The sequence below is a fragment of the Vibrio sp. 10N.286.52.F8 genome (assembly GCF_041468745.1).
Lineage (GTDB): Bacteria > Pseudomonadota > Gammaproteobacteria > Enterobacterales > Vibrionaceae > Vibrio > Vibrio crassostreae_C.
Map to the genome: position 1 here is coordinate 1 of NZ_JBFRJF010000006.1, position 17901 is coordinate 17901.

The 17901-nt window shown below is 44.8% G+C and carries 15 protein-coding genes and 2 tRNA genes; 15 read left to right on the forward strand and 2 right to left on the reverse strand.

The features are described 5' to 3' along the window. Window positions 1-56 precede the first annotated feature (56 nt). From AB4133_RS01975 to AB4133_RS01985, 3 genes are all read left to right on the forward strand, one after another. Window positions 57-133 (forward strand) — tRNA-Met (locus tag AB4133_RS01975). 55 nt (window positions 134-188) lie between these two features. Further along, window positions 189-273, forward strand: a tRNA-Leu gene (locus tag AB4133_RS01980). Window positions 274-431: 158 nt separating this feature from the next. Then, window positions 432-1478, forward strand: a complete 1047-nt coding sequence (locus AB4133_RS01985) for a lactonase family protein (protein ID WP_017071286.1) — start codon at window positions 432-434, stop codon at window positions 1476-1478. A gap of 68 nt (window positions 1479-1546) precedes the next feature. On the opposite strand, the gene AB4133_RS01990 is transcribed toward AB4133_RS01985, so the two are convergent. Next, window positions 1547-2722 (reverse strand): 2-octaprenyl-3-methyl-6-methoxy-1,4-benzoquinol hydroxylase, encoded by a 1176-nt coding sequence (locus AB4133_RS01990; RefSeq protein WP_017064167.1) that lies wholly within the window; start codon window positions 2720-2722, stop codon window positions 1547-1549. A gap of 308 nt (window positions 2723-3030) precedes the next feature. Between AB4133_RS01990 and miaB the strand changes: the two genes are divergently transcribed. The 5 genes from miaB to lnt all read left to right on the forward strand — a co-directional run bounded on the left by miaB (window position 3031) and on the right by lnt (window position 8763). Then, window positions 3031-4455, forward strand: a complete 1425-nt coding sequence (miaB, locus tag AB4133_RS01995) for a tRNA (N6-isopentenyl adenosine(37)-C2)-methylthiotransferase MiaB (RefSeq protein ID WP_372223868.1) — start codon at window positions 3031-3033, stop codon at window positions 4453-4455. Between the two features lie 163 nt (window positions 4456-4618). After that, a complete protein-coding gene (locus AB4133_RS02000; RefSeq protein ID WP_017064169.1) occupies window positions 4619-5740 on the forward strand; it encodes a PhoH family protein in 1122 nt (373 codons plus the stop codon). After that, entirely contained in the window at window positions 5741-6202 is a 462-nt protein-coding gene (ybeY, locus tag AB4133_RS02005; RefSeq protein ID WP_012603383.1) for an rRNA maturation RNase YbeY, read from the forward strand. A gap of 120 nt (window positions 6203-6322) precedes the next feature. Further along, window positions 6323-7213, forward strand: coding sequence for a CNNM family magnesium/cobalt transport protein CorC (gene corC, locus AB4133_RS02010; RefSeq protein ID WP_012603382.1), 891 nt, complete (start codon window positions 6323-6325; stop codon window positions 7211-7213). Window positions 7214-7245: 32 nt separating this feature from the next. Beyond that, window positions 7246-8763, forward strand: a complete 1518-nt coding sequence (gene lnt, locus AB4133_RS02015) for an apolipoprotein N-acyltransferase (protein WP_136974119.1) — start codon at window positions 7246-7248, stop codon at window positions 8761-8763. Between the two features lie 90 nt (window positions 8764-8853). On the opposite strand, the gene AB4133_RS02020 is transcribed toward lnt, so the two are convergent. Next, window positions 8854-9324 carry a zinc ribbon-containing protein gene (locus tag AB4133_RS02020; protein ID WP_017062329.1) on the reverse strand — a complete coding sequence of 157 codons (471 nt, stop codon included), beginning with the start codon at window positions 9322-9324 and terminating at the stop codon, window positions 8854-8856. Between the two features lie 263 nt (window positions 9325-9587). On the opposite strand from AB4133_RS02020, the gene leuS reads away from it, so the two are divergent. From leuS to rodA, 7 genes are all read left to right on the forward strand, one after another. Further along, window positions 9588-12164, forward strand: coding sequence for a leucine--tRNA ligase (gene leuS / locus AB4133_RS02025; protein ID WP_048614215.1), 2577 nt, complete (start codon window positions 9588-9590; stop codon window positions 12162-12164). A gap of 179 nt (window positions 12165-12343) precedes the next feature. After that, complete coding sequence (gene lptE / locus AB4133_RS02030; protein ID WP_372223869.1) at window positions 12344-12982, forward strand: LPS assembly lipoprotein LptE; 639 nt, start codon at window positions 12344-12346, stop codon at window positions 12980-12982. 12 nt (window positions 12983-12994) lie between these two features. Further along, window positions 12995-14020: a DNA polymerase III subunit delta gene (gene holA / locus AB4133_RS02035; protein ID WP_017068505.1), complete on the forward strand. Its 1026-nt coding sequence runs from the start codon at window positions 12995-12997 to the stop codon at window positions 14018-14020. 66 nt (window positions 14021-14086) lie between these two features. After that, window positions 14087-14404 (forward strand): ribosome silencing factor, encoded by a 318-nt coding sequence (gene rsfS, locus AB4133_RS02040; RefSeq protein WP_004735247.1) that lies wholly within the window; start codon window positions 14087-14089, stop codon window positions 14402-14404. 3 nt (window positions 14405-14407) lie between these two features. Next, entirely contained in the window at window positions 14408-14878 is a 471-nt protein-coding gene (gene rlmH / locus AB4133_RS02045; RefSeq protein ID WP_017068506.1) for a 23S rRNA (pseudouridine(1915)-N(3))-methyltransferase RlmH, read from the forward strand. Window positions 14879-14884: 6 nt separating this feature from the next. Beyond that, on the forward strand, window positions 14885-16777 hold the full coding sequence (gene mrdA, locus AB4133_RS02050) for a penicillin-binding protein 2 (RefSeq protein WP_372223870.1): 1893 nt from the start codon (window positions 14885-14887) through the stop codon (window positions 16775-16777). Continuing rightward, window positions 16777-17898: a rod shape-determining protein RodA gene (rodA, locus tag AB4133_RS02055; protein WP_017062334.1), complete on the forward strand. Its 1122-nt coding sequence runs from the start codon at window positions 16777-16779 to the stop codon at window positions 17896-17898. Before mrdA ends, rodA begins: the two co-directional genes overlap by 1 nt. Window positions 17899-17901 lie beyond the last annotated feature (3 nt).

Genomic DNA, 17901 nt, shown 5'->3' on the forward strand with positions numbered 1-17901 from the left:
GCACCATTATTTCTCTTTCATTAGAGAACAAATAGTGAATCTATTAGATTTATTATGGCTACTTAGCTCAGTTGGTTAGAGCACATCACTCATAATGATGGGGTCGCAGGTTCAAATCCCGCAGTAGCCACCACTTATACAACGTTTTATTGAATCACCAATATTCAGTATGACTATAAAGCTTTGCTGCGGTCGTGGCGGAATTGGTAGACGCACCAGATTTAGGTTCTGGCGCCGAGAGGTGTGAGAGTTCAAGTCTCTCCGACCGCACCATTATTAAATAGAACCCAGCTTTTTAGCTGGGTTTTGTTTTATCTGGAATATGCAAATCTGCTAGCCAAGTCACCAAGTATTCTCTTCTATAACCTCACTTTTAATACGATTTTATAAGACAATGTCAGCTCCATTTTCTAATTGAGTATGACTAGCCTATGAAACCCCTCCCCTTAACGATCGGTTGCTACACAGATACACCAAGTAAAAGCCAAGGTGTTTATCAAACTCAGTTAGATCTAGAAACAGGAAAACTATTACCTCTAGAGCTGATCATCAAATGTACTAACCCCTCTTTTATTACTGTAACAAAGACTGGGATCTATACTGCATCGGAAGTGGACCAGCAAAAACAGCCCCAGCTCATTCATATACCTAATGTTGATTCACAGCTAACACACAATACAAGCCTCATCTCGGGAGATCACCCTTGTCACGTCGCGATAGATCCACACAATAAGTTTGCTATCACGTCGCAATACTCATCAGGCACATTCGATATTTTTAGCTTAAGTATCAACGGCAGCATCGATAAACGACTCAAAACAATCCAGATGGTTGGTTCCGGGCCAAACAAAGAGAGACAAACTAGCCCACACGCCCATCAATGCCTGTTCTTACAAAACTCACCACAGTTTGTGACTGTCGATCTCGGCACCGATCGCATCAACTTCTATTGCTTTGATGAAGAGCAAGAAGAGTTCCTTGATGAGCCAATGCAGTCTATTAAGGTGCCCGCCGGCAATGGACCTCGCCATTTAATCTTTAACAAAGCTGAAGACAGAGCCTATGTGGTCTGTGAACTCTCTGAAACGTTGCTGACTTTGGAAAAGGTTTTAGGCATTTGGAATGTAGTGGAAGAGATTGATGCATTGCCTAATATGGAGAAGGGAGAAGCCGCAGCTGCGATTAAGCTATCGCCTGATGAGCAATTCCTTTATGTGTCATGTCGACACCAATCAAGAATCAGTAGCTTCAAAATCGACTCTGAGACTCAAAGGCTGACTTTCATTGATAGCTACGACACTGAAGGCAAATTCCCAAGAGACTTCCATATAACGAACGATGGGAAATGGCTTATCGCCGCCAACCAGCACTCCAACAACATCACCTCATTCAAGCGAGATAATGAAGATGGGTCTTTGGTTTATACAGGGTACTCTTTAGAGATCGATGCACCGGTTTGTGTGACGCAACAGCGATAGTAGTCATCTGATACAAAAAAGGAGAGCATTCGCTCTCCTTCTTTTCATAAGCAGTCTTAAACGCTCAATTAGAGACCCAAAGCGTATTTCAATACTTGAGCTTTAATCGGGCCTGAATTTTCAGCTAGTTTTAGAGCAGCATTACGTACAAATTTCAGTGGACCAATGTCGTTGCTGAATGTCTTGTAGAAGAAATCCATGCCACTTTGCATCATTAGATTGTCGCCTCTTCTTATCACTTCATAGCGTCTTGCTACAGACTGGTTCAATTCACCCTTTTCTTTGGTGACATCCAGCAGTACTGATACATCTTTGAAGCCTAAGTTAACACCCTGCCCAGCCAAAGGGTTGATGGTATGCGCAGAGTCTCCGACCAAAATACAGTTATTCTTCGAGTATGATTGAGCATGACGTCGTGTCAGAGGAAAAGAACCCGAATTCAAGACTTTGATATCACCTAACTCTTTAGGAAAGTGAGTAAGTACTTCGTTACGTAGTTTTTCAGGGGCCATTGCTGACAGTTGCTTAATACGCAGTGGAGAATCATACCAAACTAACGAGCCCAGCCCGACTTCTTGACCGTCAGAGGTTAGAGAACACAAAGGCAAAAATGAACGAGGGCCACTTGGTAGAAATTGCTGCCAAGTAATATCTTGCTGAGGTTGTTCTGTTTCTACATTGATAAGCATACAGTGTTGTCGATAATCCCAAGCCGTGATGCCAATTCCAGCTTGTTGGCGAACGGCTGAATTCGCACCATCAGCACCAACCACCCACTTCGCAGACAACTCAGCCCCTGATTGAAGCTTTACGATATTGATTTCACCAAACTCAATCACATCGAGCTTTTCTGGGCATAACAGTTCGAGATTGTCGTAGGCATCAAATTGAGACCATAAACCTAATTGAATGAGTCTGTTCTCAACGATATAGCCCAAACGAGGAAGGTCTAGTGAGGCAGCATCAAATCGAGTACGACACTCTGGGTGCTCCCACGTCTCTAAACGTTTATAAGAACACACTCGCATTGCTGCAATACTTTGCCATGCACCAAGATCTTCAAGCAAATCGACCGATGCTTGAGAAATCGCTGACACACGAATGTCCATCGCTTGCGATTCATCAAAAGCTTGTGGGGCAAAACCTTCGATCACCGCAACACTCAGACCTTGCTTTGCAAAACCGATTGCTGTTGCTGCGCCAACCATGCCGCCACCGACTACTACAATATCGTAACTGTTCATATTTCGTACTTATCAGTTTGATTCTTTGACTGTTTTTGATTGTACTTTTTCATAACTAACTTGTAACCAAAAACCTTATTCGAAAAAAGGGTTATCCCTTATGGCATATGGCGTTAACGATAATAAAAACCACTACATAAGAGATTTGTTCAGACTACTAGTCAGTCGGTTTTGAAACCAGTACAATACGCCGCTTGCCGCTAGAGCCTGTCATAAAATTGAATACCGAATTATGACAAACGGGGCTAGCGGATGAATAATGGGCGATTTGCTCCCTTAAATTAAACTAACGATCGAGCGAACATATAATGAGTAAGAAACTGCTAATTAAAACTTGGGGCTGTCAGATGAATGAATATGATTCATCAAAAATGGCCGACCTGCTTAACGCTGCAAATGGCTATGAGCTAACTGAAGTACCTGAGGAAGCAGACGTACTACTATTGAATACTTGTTCTATCCGCGAAAAAGCGCAAGAAAAAGTATTCCACCAGCTTGGTCGTTGGAAAACGCTTAAAGATAAAAAAGAAGGTGTGGTGATCGGTGTGGGTGGCTGTGTAGCGACTCAAGAAGGTGATCACATTCGTCAACGTGCACCTTACGTAGACGTTATCTTTGGCCCACAAACATTACACCGTTTGCCAGAGATGATTAAATCATCACTGTCTAACGAAAAGCCAGTAATGGATATCTCTTTCCCAGAGATCGAAAAGTTCGATAACCTGCCAGAGCCAAAAGCTGAAGGCGCGACGGCGTTCGTTTCTATCATGGAAGGTTGTTCTAAATACTGTACTTACTGCGTTGTACCATACACACGTGGCGAAGAAGTTAGCCGTCCAATGGATGATGTACTTTTCGAAGTTGCTCAACTTGCAGAGCAAGGCGTACGTGAAGTTAACCTGCTAGGTCAAAACGTAAACGCATACCGCGGTCCAACACACGAAGGCGATATCTGTTCATTCGCAGAACTGCTTCGTCTTGTTGCTTCTATCGACGGTATCGACCGTATTCGTTTCACAACAAGCCACCCGCTTGAGTTTGGTGACGACATCATTGAAGTTTACAAAGACACACCAGAGCTAGTGAGCTTCCTTCACCTACCAGTACAAAGTGGTAGTGACCGTATTCTTACGATGATGAAGCGCCCACATACGGCTATCGAGTACAAATCTATTATCCGTAAACTGCGTAAAGCTCGCCCTGACATTCAAATCAGCTCTGACTTTATTGTTGGTTTCCCTGGTGAGTCTAAGCAAGACTTCGAAGATACAATGAAGCTAATTAAAGACGTTGATTTCGATATGAGCTTCAGCTTTGTTTTCTCTCCACGTCCAGGTACGCCAGCGGCAGATTACCCATGTGATGTACCAGCACAAGAGAAGAAAGATCGTCTGTACGAACTGCAGCAAACGGTAAACACACAAGCTATGCGTTTCTCTCGTCTAATGTTAGGCACAGAGCAACGTATCCTTGTTGAAGGCCCATCAAGAAAGAACCTAATGGAACTTCGCGGCCGTACTGAAAACAGCCGCGTAGTGAACTTCGAAGGTTCTGCTGACCTTATCGGCCAGTTCGTAGACGTGAAAATCACAGAAGTATTTGCTAACTCACTCCGTGGTGAAATAGTACGTACTGAGAAAGACATGGATCTTCGCAGCGTGATCTCGCCGACTCAAATGATGGCGAACACAAAACGCGAAGACGAGCTAGGTGTAGCGACATTTACGCCATAGGCAATACAACTGTTTGAGCACAAAGCGCAAACACAAAGCTTGAAATTACCTAACTAAGTGACCATCTTAGAAATAGGGATATCACCATCAGAAGCCCGGTCTAAATCGGGCTTTTTGCTCTTTGTTTTATTTAAGAGTGAGTGGCACAAAATGAGAGGCTAATTTGAGCAATAAAATCGTTACCTTAGAGATAAATCTAGAACCAGCAGACAACAAGCGCTTGGCAAGTTTATGCGGACCATTTGACGACAACATCAAGCATCTTGAGCGTCGTCTGGGCGTTGAGATTAATTACCGTAGCAACTTTTTCACCATTGTTGGTAAGCCTCACACTACAGCCGCAGCTTTAGACATCATAAAACACCTCTATGTTGAAACGGCTCCAGTTAAAGGCAACATAATCGATATCGAACCAGAGCAAATACATCTGGCGATCACCGAGTCAGGCATTTTGGAGCAACACGTCGAGTCTGAAATTGACTACGGCAAAGAAGTGACCATTAAGACTAAAAAAGGCGTCATCAAACCTCGAACGCCAAACCAAGCACAGTACCTAATGAACATGGTGACTCATGACATCACCTTTGGTATTGGGCCAGCAGGTACAGGTAAAACCTACTTAGCCGTTGCTGCAGCAGTTGATGCACTTGAACGCCAAGAGGTTCGCCGAATCCTACTGACTCGTCCTGCTGTTGAAGCCGGTGAGAAGCTTGGTTTCCTACCGGGTGATTTAAGCCAAAAAGTAGACCCATATTTACGTCCACTTTACGATGCGCTGTTTGAGATGCTTGGCTTTGAGCGAGTTGAGAAGCTGATTGAACGTAACGTAATTGAAGTTGCGCCACTGGCTTACATGCGTGGTCGTACATTGAATGATGCGTTTATCATTCTTGATGAGAGCCAAAACACCACGGTAGAACAGATGAAGATGTTCTTAACCCGTATCGGTTTTAACTCACGCGCTGTGATCACAGGTGATATTACGCAAATCGATTTACCTCGTGGTGCAAAATCAGGCTTACGCCATGCGACTGAAGTGCTCAATGAAGTCGACGACATTAGCTTTAACTTCTTCATGTCTGAAGACGTCGTTCGTCACCCTGTAGTTGCTCGTATCGTCAACGCATACGAGAAGTGGGAAGCAAAAGACCAGAAAGAGCGCAAAGAGTTTGAAAAGCGTAAACGTGAAGAGCGTGAAGCCAAACTTCTTGAGGCTCAGCAGGTAGTTACGACACAATTAGCAACACAAAATAGCTCTGTAATTGCAGAACAAGGTGATAAATAGATGTCTATTGAACTAGACCTGCAATTAGCGGTCGAAAATGAGCAAGGTCTTCCAACTGAGCAAGATATTCAGCTTTGGTTGGACAAGACAATTCCTCAGTTTCAAGAGAACGCTGAGTTGACGGTTCGTATCGTTGATACACAAGAAAGCCACCAGCTCAATCATGAATATCGTGGCAAAGATAAGCCAACTAACGTGTTGTCTTTTCCATTCGAGGCTCCTCCAGGGATCGAGTTAGATCTACTGGGCGACCTCATTATCTGCCGCCAAGTTGTCGAAAAAGAAGCAGAAGAGCAAAGTAAGCCTCTGCTAGCACACTGGGCTCATATGGTTGTACATGGCAGTCTGCATCTGCTAGGTTATGATCATATCGAAGATGATGAAGCTGAAGAGATGGAGTCACTCGAGACAGAAATCATGCAATCTATGGGGTTTGAAGACCCTTACATTCTAGAAAAGTAAATTGATTCTAGTAAAGTAGGTTGCAGAGAAACAATAACTCATCGAACCTGTGATTTTCACAGGAATCTGAGTTGTAACGTGTGCTATCACACTTCTGATAGCGTTATTTTTTGAGAAATCATGAACGAAGGTAACCCCCCCACTTCTGAGGGAAGTAAAAAATCTGAAGGTCCGAGTAGAAAGTCCTTCTTTGAACGCCTAGGCCAACTATTTCAAGGTGAAGTAAAAGATCGCCAAGAGCTCGTAGATGTAATCCGCGACTCAGAAATTAATGACCTAATTGACCACGACACACGCGACATGCTCGAGGGTGTTATGGAAATTTCAGAGATGCGAGTACGCGATATCATGCTGCCTCGCTCTCAAATGGTTACAGTTGAACGCACAGATGATCTAGATACATTGATTGCGCTCATTACTGATGCTCAACACTCTCGCTACCCAGTGATCAGTGAAGATAAAGACCATGTTGAAGGCATTCTATTAGCGAAGGACCTACTTAAGTATTTGGGTTCAGAAAGTGCTCCATTTGATATCGAACAAGTGATTCGCCCTGTCGTGGTTGTTCCTGAAAGTAAGCGAGTTGATCGCCTGCTTAAGGAGTTCCAAGAAGAGCGTTACCACATGTCTATCGTTGTCGATGAGTTTGGTGGAGTTTCTGGCCTGGTAACCATTGAAGATATCCTCGAAGAAATCGTTGGTGAAATTGAAGACGAGTTCGACGATGAAGAAGAGCTAGATATTCGTAAGCTGAGTAAGCATACCTTCTCTGTAAAAGCTTTAACCACTATTGAAGAGTTCAACGATACGTTTAACACTGCCTTTAGTGACGACGAAGTGGATACGGTAGGCGGCATGGTTATGACAGCACTCGGCCACCTGCCGGTTCGTGGCGAAATTGTAGAAATCGAAAACTACCATTTCAAAATAACATCAGCAGATAACCGTCGTGTGATTCAGCTACAGGTAACCATTCCTGACGAACAGCCTCTTCCGACTATCGAAGAATAACAACTTCTCTCTAAAGAGATGACAGAAATTAGATGACTAATACCTTTATTCATCGCCTATTACGGCCGCTTGCGGCCGTTTTTGTTGGCGCTATAACCACCCTTTCATTCGCTCCATACTCTATATGGCCTCTTGCTATTCTCAGCCCAGCTTTGTTGCTGTTACTGATCCACAACCGCTCTCCTAAAAGTGCGCTTTGGATTGGCTACGCATGGGGTTTAGGTCAATTCACCACAGGTATCAGCTGGGTATACGTCAGCATTGATGGTTTTGGCGGCATGCCACTGGCAGCCAACCTATTTTTGATGGCATTGCTTGTTGGCTACCTAGCCGTTTATTCAGGGCTATTTACCTGGGGTTTGAATAAATTCTTCCCTGCCAATAACCTAAGCCGCTTTTTCCTCGCAGCTCCTGCATTGTGGTTAGTCAGCGATTGGCTGCGTGGATGGGTAATGACGGGCTTTCCTTGGCTTTGGTTAGGCTACAGCCAAATCGATTCGCCATTAGGTTCATTTGCACCGATTGGCGGCGTAGATCTAGTAACTTTAGCGATCATTGTTTCAGCCTCTGCATTCACTTATGCGATTGTTAACCGAGCTTGGAGCATCGCTCTCATTCCCGCCGTCGTATTTAGTGCAGGCTTTGGTATTCGCAACATCGACTGGGTCACGCCGAACCCTGAAAAAACCACGTCAGTCGTCTTAATCCAAGGCAACGTCGATCAAGACAGCAAATGGCTGCCGAGTCATCGCTGGCCGACCATGATGAAGTACACCGACCTAAGCAGAGAAAATTGGGGAGCGGACATCATCATCTGGCCTGAAGCCGCTATTCCAGCATTCGAAGTTGAGATCCCATCTTTCCTACGTAACTTGGATAGCGCAGCGAAGATGAACAACAGCTCGATCATTACCGGTGTACTGAATCAGTCTGAAGATAAGAAATACTACAACAGTGTTCTTTCTATCGGCGTGAATCCATATGGTGAGTACAGCTACGATCCAGACGAACGCTACCATAAACACCACCTGTTACCATTTGGTGAGTTTGTGCCGTTTGAAGATATCTTGCGCCCATTAGCACCTTTCTTTAATTTGCCAATGTCATCATTTAGCCGTGGCGACTTTGTTCAACCCAACATCGTGGCAAATGGTCGTCACTTAGCGCCTGCGTTGTGTTACGAGATCATCTTTAATGATCAAGTTAGACAGAACGTAACCGACGAGACTGACTTTATTTTAACGCTCTCTAACGATGCGTGGTTTGGTCGTTCGATTGGCCCTCTGCAACATATGGAAATTGCACAGATGCGTGCTCTGGAGCTTGGTAAGCCGGTTATTCGCTCGACCAACAACGGTGTGACGGCAGTTACTGATTACAAAGGCAATATAATCAAGCAAGTGCCTCAGTTTGAAACGGCAGTGTTAAAAGCTGAACTCATTTCAACGGATGGTCAAACGCCTTATCACACAGTAGGTACTTGGCCACTGTATATCTGGGCGATGCTCAGCTTGGTGATTGGTTGGGTAATTAGAAAGCCAAAAAGCTAGATTCGACGAAAAGTGATTTGAGGGTTGACTGATCGGGTCAACCCTTTTTCATTGCTGTGGTTTTGCGTTGATACGCTATGGTTCAGAAGCTTACGGTTTAAGGGCTTTACGACTAAACCCTTTAGAACCACATTTAATGCATGGAATGATATTGGTTGGGTGGTTATATTCGGTTTGGTGACCACACTCGTCACATACTAAGGTTCCCAAGCCAATGACTTCACCCGCTTGATACAAGCCTTGGTGTTCTAAGTCTTGGAACAGTTCAACCCATTCCACCTTAGTACGATCAGTAATATCCAACAGCCCTTGCCAAATAGAGTCCGCAATCATCAAATAGAATGGACCGCTTTTACTCTCTTCATAGCTTTCGGAAAACTCTTTTAAGTCCGACTTCACGTAGGCAGAGATCAATGAAAGCTCATCTTTAGTCATATCATTAGCTGCTTTCGCAAACTTGCCCGACGTTTCGATTTTGTTGTTGAGCTCTTCAGGGCTATGCTTCAGCGTTTCAATCACCTCTTCGACGACTTCTTCATAGAGCGCTTTTTTCTTCGGCATAACAACCTCCTTAAGATAACCAACCTTTTAGTGAGCAAACGGATGCGCTGCAATGCACTCCCGCTTACAAACAAATGCAATTCATACTCTTAAGTATAGTTGCCCTGCGAAATTCAGTGAAAATTACACAATCTACTAAGCGGCAACTGCAAGTATGAAGGGTATAACTATTGTTGTACTCAGCTCCTTTAGGTATTCTATGACGATCTGTAAGATTCTGTTCTAACCGAACTCACAAATTCCAAGATAACCGGATACCATCGATGCAAGAACAATATAACCCGCAAGAGATTGAACAAAAGGTTCAACAACACTGGGATAACAGCGAGACTTTCGTTGTAAGTGAAGACCCAAACAAAGAAAAATTCTACTGTCTTTCTATGTTCCCTTACCCAAGTGGCCGACTGCACATGGGTCACGTGCGTAACTACACCATCGGTGATGTGGTATCTCGTTTCCAACGTCTACAAGGCAAAAACGTAATGCAGCCAATTGGTTGGGATGCATTCGGCCTACCTGCAGAAAACGCCGCTGTTAAAAACAATACAGCACCTGCACCATGGACTTACGAAAACATTGAGTACATGAAGAACCAGCTTAAGCTTCTAGGCTTTGGTTACGACTGGAACCGTGAATTCGCAACGTGTACTCCAGAGTACTACCGTTGGGAACAAGAGTTCTTCACTAAGCTTTACGAAAAAGGCCTGGTTTACAAGAAGACATCTTCAGTGAACTGGTGTCCAAACGACCAAACAGTACTGGCAAATGAGCAAGTAGAAGACGGTTGTTGCTGGCGTTGTGACACTCCAGTAGAGCAAAAGAAAATTCCACAGTGGTTTATTAAAATCACTGAGTACGCTCAAGAGCTACTAGACGATCTAGACAACCTTGAAGGTTGGCCTGAAATGGTTAAGACCATGCAGCGCAACTGGATCGGCCGCTCTGAAGGTGTTGAGCTATCTTTCGCTGTTAACGGCGAAGAAGCACCATTAGAAGTGTACACAACACGTCCAGATACACTAATGGGTGTTTCTTACGTTGGTATCGCTGCAGGTCACCCTCTTGCAGAGAAAGCATCGAAGAACAACCCAGAGCTTGCTGCATTCGTTGAAGAGTGTCGTAACACTAAAGTTGCTGAAGCTGAACTCGCAACGATGGAAAAGAAAGGTATGGATACTGGCCTAACGGCTATCCACCCTCTTAACGGTCGTGTTGTTCCTGTATACGTAGCAAACTTCGTACTTATGGATTACGGCACAGGTGCGGTAATGGCGGTTCCTGCTCACGATCAACGTGACTACGAGTTCGCAACTAAGTACGGCATCGATATCATCCCAGTAATCAAACCTGAAGATGGTTCTGAACTAGACGTGTCTGAAGCGGCTTACACTGAAAAAGGTGTACTGTTTGATTCTGGTGAATTCGATGGTCTTGCGTTCCAAGAAGCATTCGATGCAATTGCTGCGAAGCTTGAAGCTGAAGGCAAAGGTAAGAAGACAGTAAACTTCCGTCTACGTGACTGGGGTGTATCTCGTCAACGTTACTGGGGCGCTCCAATCCCAATGGTAACCACTGAAGACGGTGAAGTTCACCCAGTACCAGCAGACCAACTGCCAGTCATTCTTCCTGAAGATGTAGTAATGGATGGCGTAACGAGCCCAATCAAGGCTGACAAGTCTTGGGCTGAAACAACATTCAACGGCGAACCCGCTCTACGTGAGACTGACACGTTCGATACGTTTATGGAGTCTTCTTGGTACTACGCACGTTACTGTTCACCGCAAGCAGACGACATTCTAGATCCAGAGAAAGCAAACTACTGGCTACCAGTTGACCAATACGTTGGTGGTATCGAGCACGCTTGTATGCACCTGCTTTACTCTCGTTTCTTCCATAAGCTTCTACGTGATGCTGGCTACGTGACGTCTGATGAACCGTTCAAGCAACTACTATGTCAAGGCATGGTTCTGGCTGACGCGTTCTATCACGAAAACGAAAAAGGCACCAAAGAGTGGATTGCACCGACTGACGTAACGGTTGAACGTGACGGTAAAGGTCGCATCGAAAAAGCAGTCGACGATCAAGGTCGTGAAGTTGAACACTCAGGCATGATCAAAATGTCTAAGTCTAAGAACAACGGTATCGACCCACAAGAGATGGTAGACAAGTACGGCGCTGATACAGTACGTCTATTCATGATGTTTGCATCACCTGCAGACATGACGCTTGAGTGGCAAGAGTCTGGCGTTGAAGGGGCTAACCGCTTCCTTAAACGTGTTTGGAAATTGGTTCACGCTCACTCTTCTAAGGGTGCTGCTGAATCTGTTGATGCTTCTGCGCTATCTGGCGACCAAAAAGCACTTCGTCGTGATATCCATAAAACTATCGCGAAAGTAACGGACGATATTGGCCGTCGCCAAACGTTCAACACGGCAATCGCTGCAATCATGGAACTGATGAACAAGCTGGCGAAAGCACCTCAAGAATCTGCACAAGACCGTGCAATCCTTGACGAAGCGCTAAAAGCGGTAGTACGCATGCTTTACCCAATGACTCCACACATCTCTTACGAAATGTGGATTGCACTTGGTGAATCAAACGTAGACTCAGCAACATGGCCAACTTTCGATGAGAAAGCGCTAGTTGAAGACGAGAAAACTATCGTTGTTATGATCAACGGTAAGCTACGTGCGAAACTAACCGTTGCTGCTGATGCAACAGAAGAGCAAGTTCGTGAGCTTGGTCTAAACGATGAGAACGCTAAGAAGTTCCTAGATGGCTTAACTATCCGTAAAGTTATCTTCGTACCAGGTAAGCTTCTAAACATCGTTGCTAACTAATTTCGTTAGCACAATGCAATTGCTAAAGAATTAACGAACTTAATTCATCAAAAGCAGTCTGTAGACAGGGTAGCTAATTGCCCTGTCTACTTATTTAAGCGCTTTAGACTTGAGCCTAACCACTCAAACGAACTAAAGCCTTTAAATAAGTATTCTACCTTCATGAGAGCCATCAAATAATGCGCCTGATTTCACTATCTTCATTGAAAGTTTCTGTTGTTGTTTTAACCGTCAGCCTATTAAGTGCGTGTGGTTTCCACCTACGTGGTGATTACTCCGTACCAGAAGAACTCAACAAGATCTCGGTAACCAGTTACGACCAATACAGTACGTTTACACGTATGATGAAAGGTCAACTGCGTATGAATGATGTAGAAATTGTGCCACCGGCTGAGAATACACCTAACCTGCATATTATTAGTGAGAGCGTAGGTGAGCGAACTCTGTCTCTATACCAAAACACTCGTGCAGCAGAGAAAGAACTGACATTCCGCGCTTCATACCGCGTAACTGTCCCGGATCTAGGCTCAAAGACGTTCTCAACCAGCGTAACCCGTAGTTACCTAGATAACCCGCTAACTGCACTTGCGAAGTCGGTTGAACGAGACATGATCGAAGATGAGATGCGTAAGTTGGCAACAAGCCAAATCCTTCGTCAGATGGCTCGACTAAAAGCGAACATTGCAGCTGATAGCATGGACCTAGATGCACTAGAGCACGTTCAAGTGAAAGAACTCGAAAAGCAATACAACATCAAGAATGTTGAGATCGTACCAGCTTCAGAAGAACAACCAACACTTAGCGATTCGGCTGAGTAATAGGTTTATTTGATGCGTATTTTTGCTGACCGCTTATCAGAGCAACTTATTAAACAGTTGAGTAATGTTTACCTAATTTTTGGTAACGAACCGCTACTGTTGCAAGAGAGCCGAGAAGCGATTCAAAAGGCTGCAAAACAGCAAGGCTTTGAAGAACGTCACCGCTTTGCGATTGATAGCAGTCTCGACTGGAATCAAGTCTACGACTGCACTCAAGCACTGAGCCTATTCTCTAGCCGTCAGGTCATCGAGCTTGAACTGCCAGAGTCAGGCGTCAATGCCGCAATAGCGAAAGAGCTACTCGCAATCTCCGAGCATATCCACAGTGATATCTTGTTAATCTTGGTGGGCACTAAGCTCACCAAAGCTCAAGAAAGCGCTAAGTGGTTTAAGGCTCTTTCGAATCAGGGTCACTGGGTCAGTTGCCTAACGCCAGATGTCAGTCGGTTACCTCAGTTTGTCCAAGCGCGTTGCCGTCAAATCGGTTTAACGCCAGACCCTGAAGCGATTCAAATGCTGGCGCAATGGCATGAGGGTAATCTATTTGCTCTCACCCAAAGCCTAGAAAAACTGGCTCTCCAATACCCAGATGGAAAACTCACGTTAGTACGCTTAGAAGAATCGCTGAGTCGACACAACCATTTTACTCCATTCCATTGGAGTGATGCGTTATTGGCAGGCAAAGGTAACCGAGCACAACGAATCCTGCGTCAGCTAGAAGCTGAAGGTGTCGAACCCGTCATTTTATTACGTAGCATACAACGAGAGCTTGCTCTGCTATTACAAATGCAGCAACAAATGAAACAGATGCCGATTGGTCAGGTCTTCGAAAAACACCGTATCTGGCAATCTAAAAAGCCTCTTTATAACGCCGCGCTAACAAGAGTTTCGATTTCTCAATTACACTCTTTGTTCGCGTTGCTCACTCAAGCTGAATTGATGACAAAAACTCAATATGAGCAGTCGCCTTGGCCACTAATTCATCAGTTAAGCGTAGAGTTTTGTATCCCTTCAGCTTCAATACCATTCCACGCATAAAAGCGTGTTATATTCTAGGGTCAACAAGCCCTAAACAAAGCTAAATTCAGATTAAAGGAACACCCAGTGTTACGTGAAGAACTAAAAGATTTTCTTGCAGACAAAGCCGACGACATGAAAGCAGAATCGATTGTAACTATCGATGTAGAAGGCAAATCAAGCGTTACTGATTACATGATTGTTTGTACTGGCACCTCTAAACGCCATGTTGCCTCTATTGCACAGCATGTTGCTGATGAAGTGCGTAAAGCGGGTATGCAACCTCTAGGTATGGACGGTCAGCAAGAAGGTGAATGGGTTGTTCTAGATATGGGCACAAGCATGCTTCACGTTATGCAAGAAGAGCATCGTGAGCTGTACCAACTAGAAAAACTTTGGGGCTAAGCTTTGAAGATCCAGTTAATCGCAGTTGGCACAAAAATGCCAAAGTGGGTTGAAGAAGGGTTTCAAGAATACAAACGCCGCTTCCCTCACGATATGCCATTAGAGCTCATTGAAATTACTGCAGGAAAGCGCGGTAAAAATGCAGATATTGCACGCATTCTTCAAAAAGAAGGTGAAGCGATGCTGGCTGCAGTTCCAAAAGGCAACCGTATTGTCACGCTCGATATCCCAGGTAGAAAGTGGGATACACCTCAACTTGCTGAGCAATTAGAAAGTTGGAAGCTGGATGGACGTGACGTATCTATCCTAATTGGCGGGCCTGAAGGATTAGCACCTGCATGTAAAGCGGCCGCAGACCAAAGTTGGTCTCTGTCTGCGCTTACTCTCCCTCACCCATTAGTACGCGTTATCATGGCTGAAAGCTTGTATCGAGCTTGGAGCATCACTGCTAACCACCCTTATCATCGAGAATAAGCGTTAATGTTACGTAAACGTAGCCAAATCCGCGATTACAAAGCAGAAGCACGACTATTTACTAGCCGTGCTTTTGTTGCGTTTGCGGGGATCATAGTCATGATGTCGATGTTGGTTGTTAACCTGTACAACATTCAGGTCAATCAATACCAAGACTATAAAACTCGTTCTAACGACAACCGTATCAAGGTCGTTCCGATCGCCCCTAACCGTGGTTTGATTTACGATCGCAACGGTATACTTCTTGCCGAAAACCGTCCTGTTTTCAATCTAGAAATCATACCCGAAAAAATTAAAGATATGGATGACACGCTTGCTCGTCTGCAAGCATTAATTGAGATCCCGCCAGAGCGTATCGAGCGCTTTAATCGTGATCGTCATAATTCACGACGCTTTAAATCAGTACCTATTCTTAATCAACTGTCTGAAGAACAAGTTGCCGTCTTCTCTGTAAACCAACACAAATTCCCAGGTGTTGAAGTTACGGGAACTTTGAAGCGTTTCTACCCTTACGGTGATGTGCTCACTCACGTAATAGGCTATGTATCGCGCATCAATGACCGTGATATGCAGCGCTTGATGCGAGAAGAAAAAGACGCCAATTACCAAGCTACACGTGATATCGGTAAGTTGGGTATTGAGCGTTATTACGAAGATATGTTGCACGGTACAGCTGGCTACCAAGAAGTCGAAGTTAACAGTCGTGGACGAGTGATTCGTACCCTCAAATTTGTCCCTTCGGTTCCAGGCAAAGATATCGTACTTAACTTAGATATCAAGCTACAGCTATACGTACATAAGTTACTTGATGGCCGCCGTGGTTCAGCTATCGTTCTCGATCCGAAAGACAATGGCGTGTTAGCCATGGTATCGAGCCCAAGCTACGACCCAAACGCATTCGTGCATGGTATCTCGTCTAAAGGCTATAACGCGCTACTTCAAGACAAAAACCGCCCTTTGGTTAACCGTGCCACGCTAGGGATTTACCCACCAGCATCGACGATCAAACCCTTCATTGCTGTTTCGGCTCTGCAAGAAGGTGTGATTACACCTAATACAACGCGTAATGACCCAGGTTATTGGAAGATACCAAACTCAAAAACAAGACCATTCCGTGACTGGTTGCGTTGGGGACACGGGGTCGTTGATATAGAGAAAGCGATTGAAGAGTCAGTGGATACTTTCTTTTACCAAATTGCTTATGATCTCGGCATTGATCGCATATCCAAATGGATGATGATGTTCGGCTTTGGTGATTATACTGGCATCGATATTTATGAAGAAAGCAAAGCCAATATGCCAACTCGTGATTGGAAGATGGCAAGACACCGTGTGCCTTGGTACCAAGGTGACACCATCCCAGTTGGTATTGGCCAAGGCTACTGGACTGCAACACCCATGCAGATTGCAAAAGCCACATCAGTTTTGGTCAATGAAGGTGAAGTAACCGCACCTCACCTACTTCGTTCAACCATTGATAACGGTCGTCCATTCGATGAACAAATCATGTCGGACATTGAAACTTACCCACCGCTAACCGGGGTTAAGAAGAAGTATTGGGATATCGCTCAGGAAGGCATGAGGCTGGCTAACCACGGTAAGAAAGGTACGGCAAGACGTTCATTCCAGAAGATGTCTTACCAAACCGCTGGTAAATCGGGTACCGCACAGGTATTCGGCTTAAAAGAAGATGAAGAGTACAACGCGGATGAAATCGCAGAGCACTTACGCGATCACGCCCTCTTTACGGGTTACGCGCCTTTTGAAGATCCTGAAGCCGTCGTGACTATCGTTCTAGAGAACGCAGGTGGCGGTTCTTCTAACGGCGGCCCAGTAGTAAGAAGGATTTTAGACCATATTATCCTTGCAGAAGATTATCAAAGTGAGCCAATTAAATAATGAAACTTGATCCTTCAACTGGACGAAATAGAGCCCTATTCGAAAGGCTGCATATCGACCTGCCGCTTTTGCTTGGCATTCTGGTTTTAATGGGCTTTGCCCTGCTGATCATGTACAGCGCAAGCGGACAAAGCCTTGCGATGATGGACCGCCAGGCGATGCGCATGGCTCTGTCTTTAGGTGTGATGATCTTCCTAGCGCAAATCTCACCTCGTACTTATGAAACCTTGGCACCACTGCTATTTGTAGGTGGTGTCATCTTGCTATTGGGCGTGTTGTTCTTTGGTGAAGCCTCTAAAGGCGCCCAGCGTTGGTTAAACTTCGGCTTTGTTCGATTCCAACCGTCAGAGCTATTAAAGCTCGCGGTGCCTTTGATGCTGGCACGATTTATCGGTAAGCGCTCACTTCCACCAACATTCCAAACATTAGCGATCTCGCTAGTGATGGTGTTTGTACCGACGATTCTAATCGCAAAGCAGCCTGACCTAGGTACATCTATCCTTATCGCCGCATCTGGTATCTTCGTGATATTCCTGGCTGGTATCAGTTGGAAAATCATTGCTAGCGCGGCAATCGCATTAGGGGCATTTATCCCAATCCTATGGTTCTTCTTGATGCGTGAATATCAAAAAGTGCGTGTTAGAACCCTCTTTGATCCTGAATCAGATCCATTAGGTGCGGGTTACCACATCATTCAAAGTAAGATTGCGATAGGCTCTGGTGGTATTTCAGGAAAAGGTTGGCTGCAAGGCACTCAATCTCAACTAGAGTTTATTCCAGAGCGTCATACCGACTTCATTTTTGCGGTCATTGCCGAAGAGTGGGGCATGATTGGTATATTGTTCTTGCTTGCTATCTACTTGTTCATTATTGGACGTGGCTTAGTGCTTGCGAGCCAAGCTCAAACCGCATTCGGTCGAATGATGGGCGGCAGTATTGTACTGAGCTTCTTCGTTTATATTTTTGTAAACATTGGCATGGTAAGTGGCATTCTACCTGTGGTTGGTGTTCCTCTTCCTCTAGTCAGTTATGGCGGTACTTCAATGGTTACCCTCATGGCTGGTTTTGGTATTTTAATGTCGATACATACACACAGAAAAGCATTCTCAAAGGCGACCTAATCG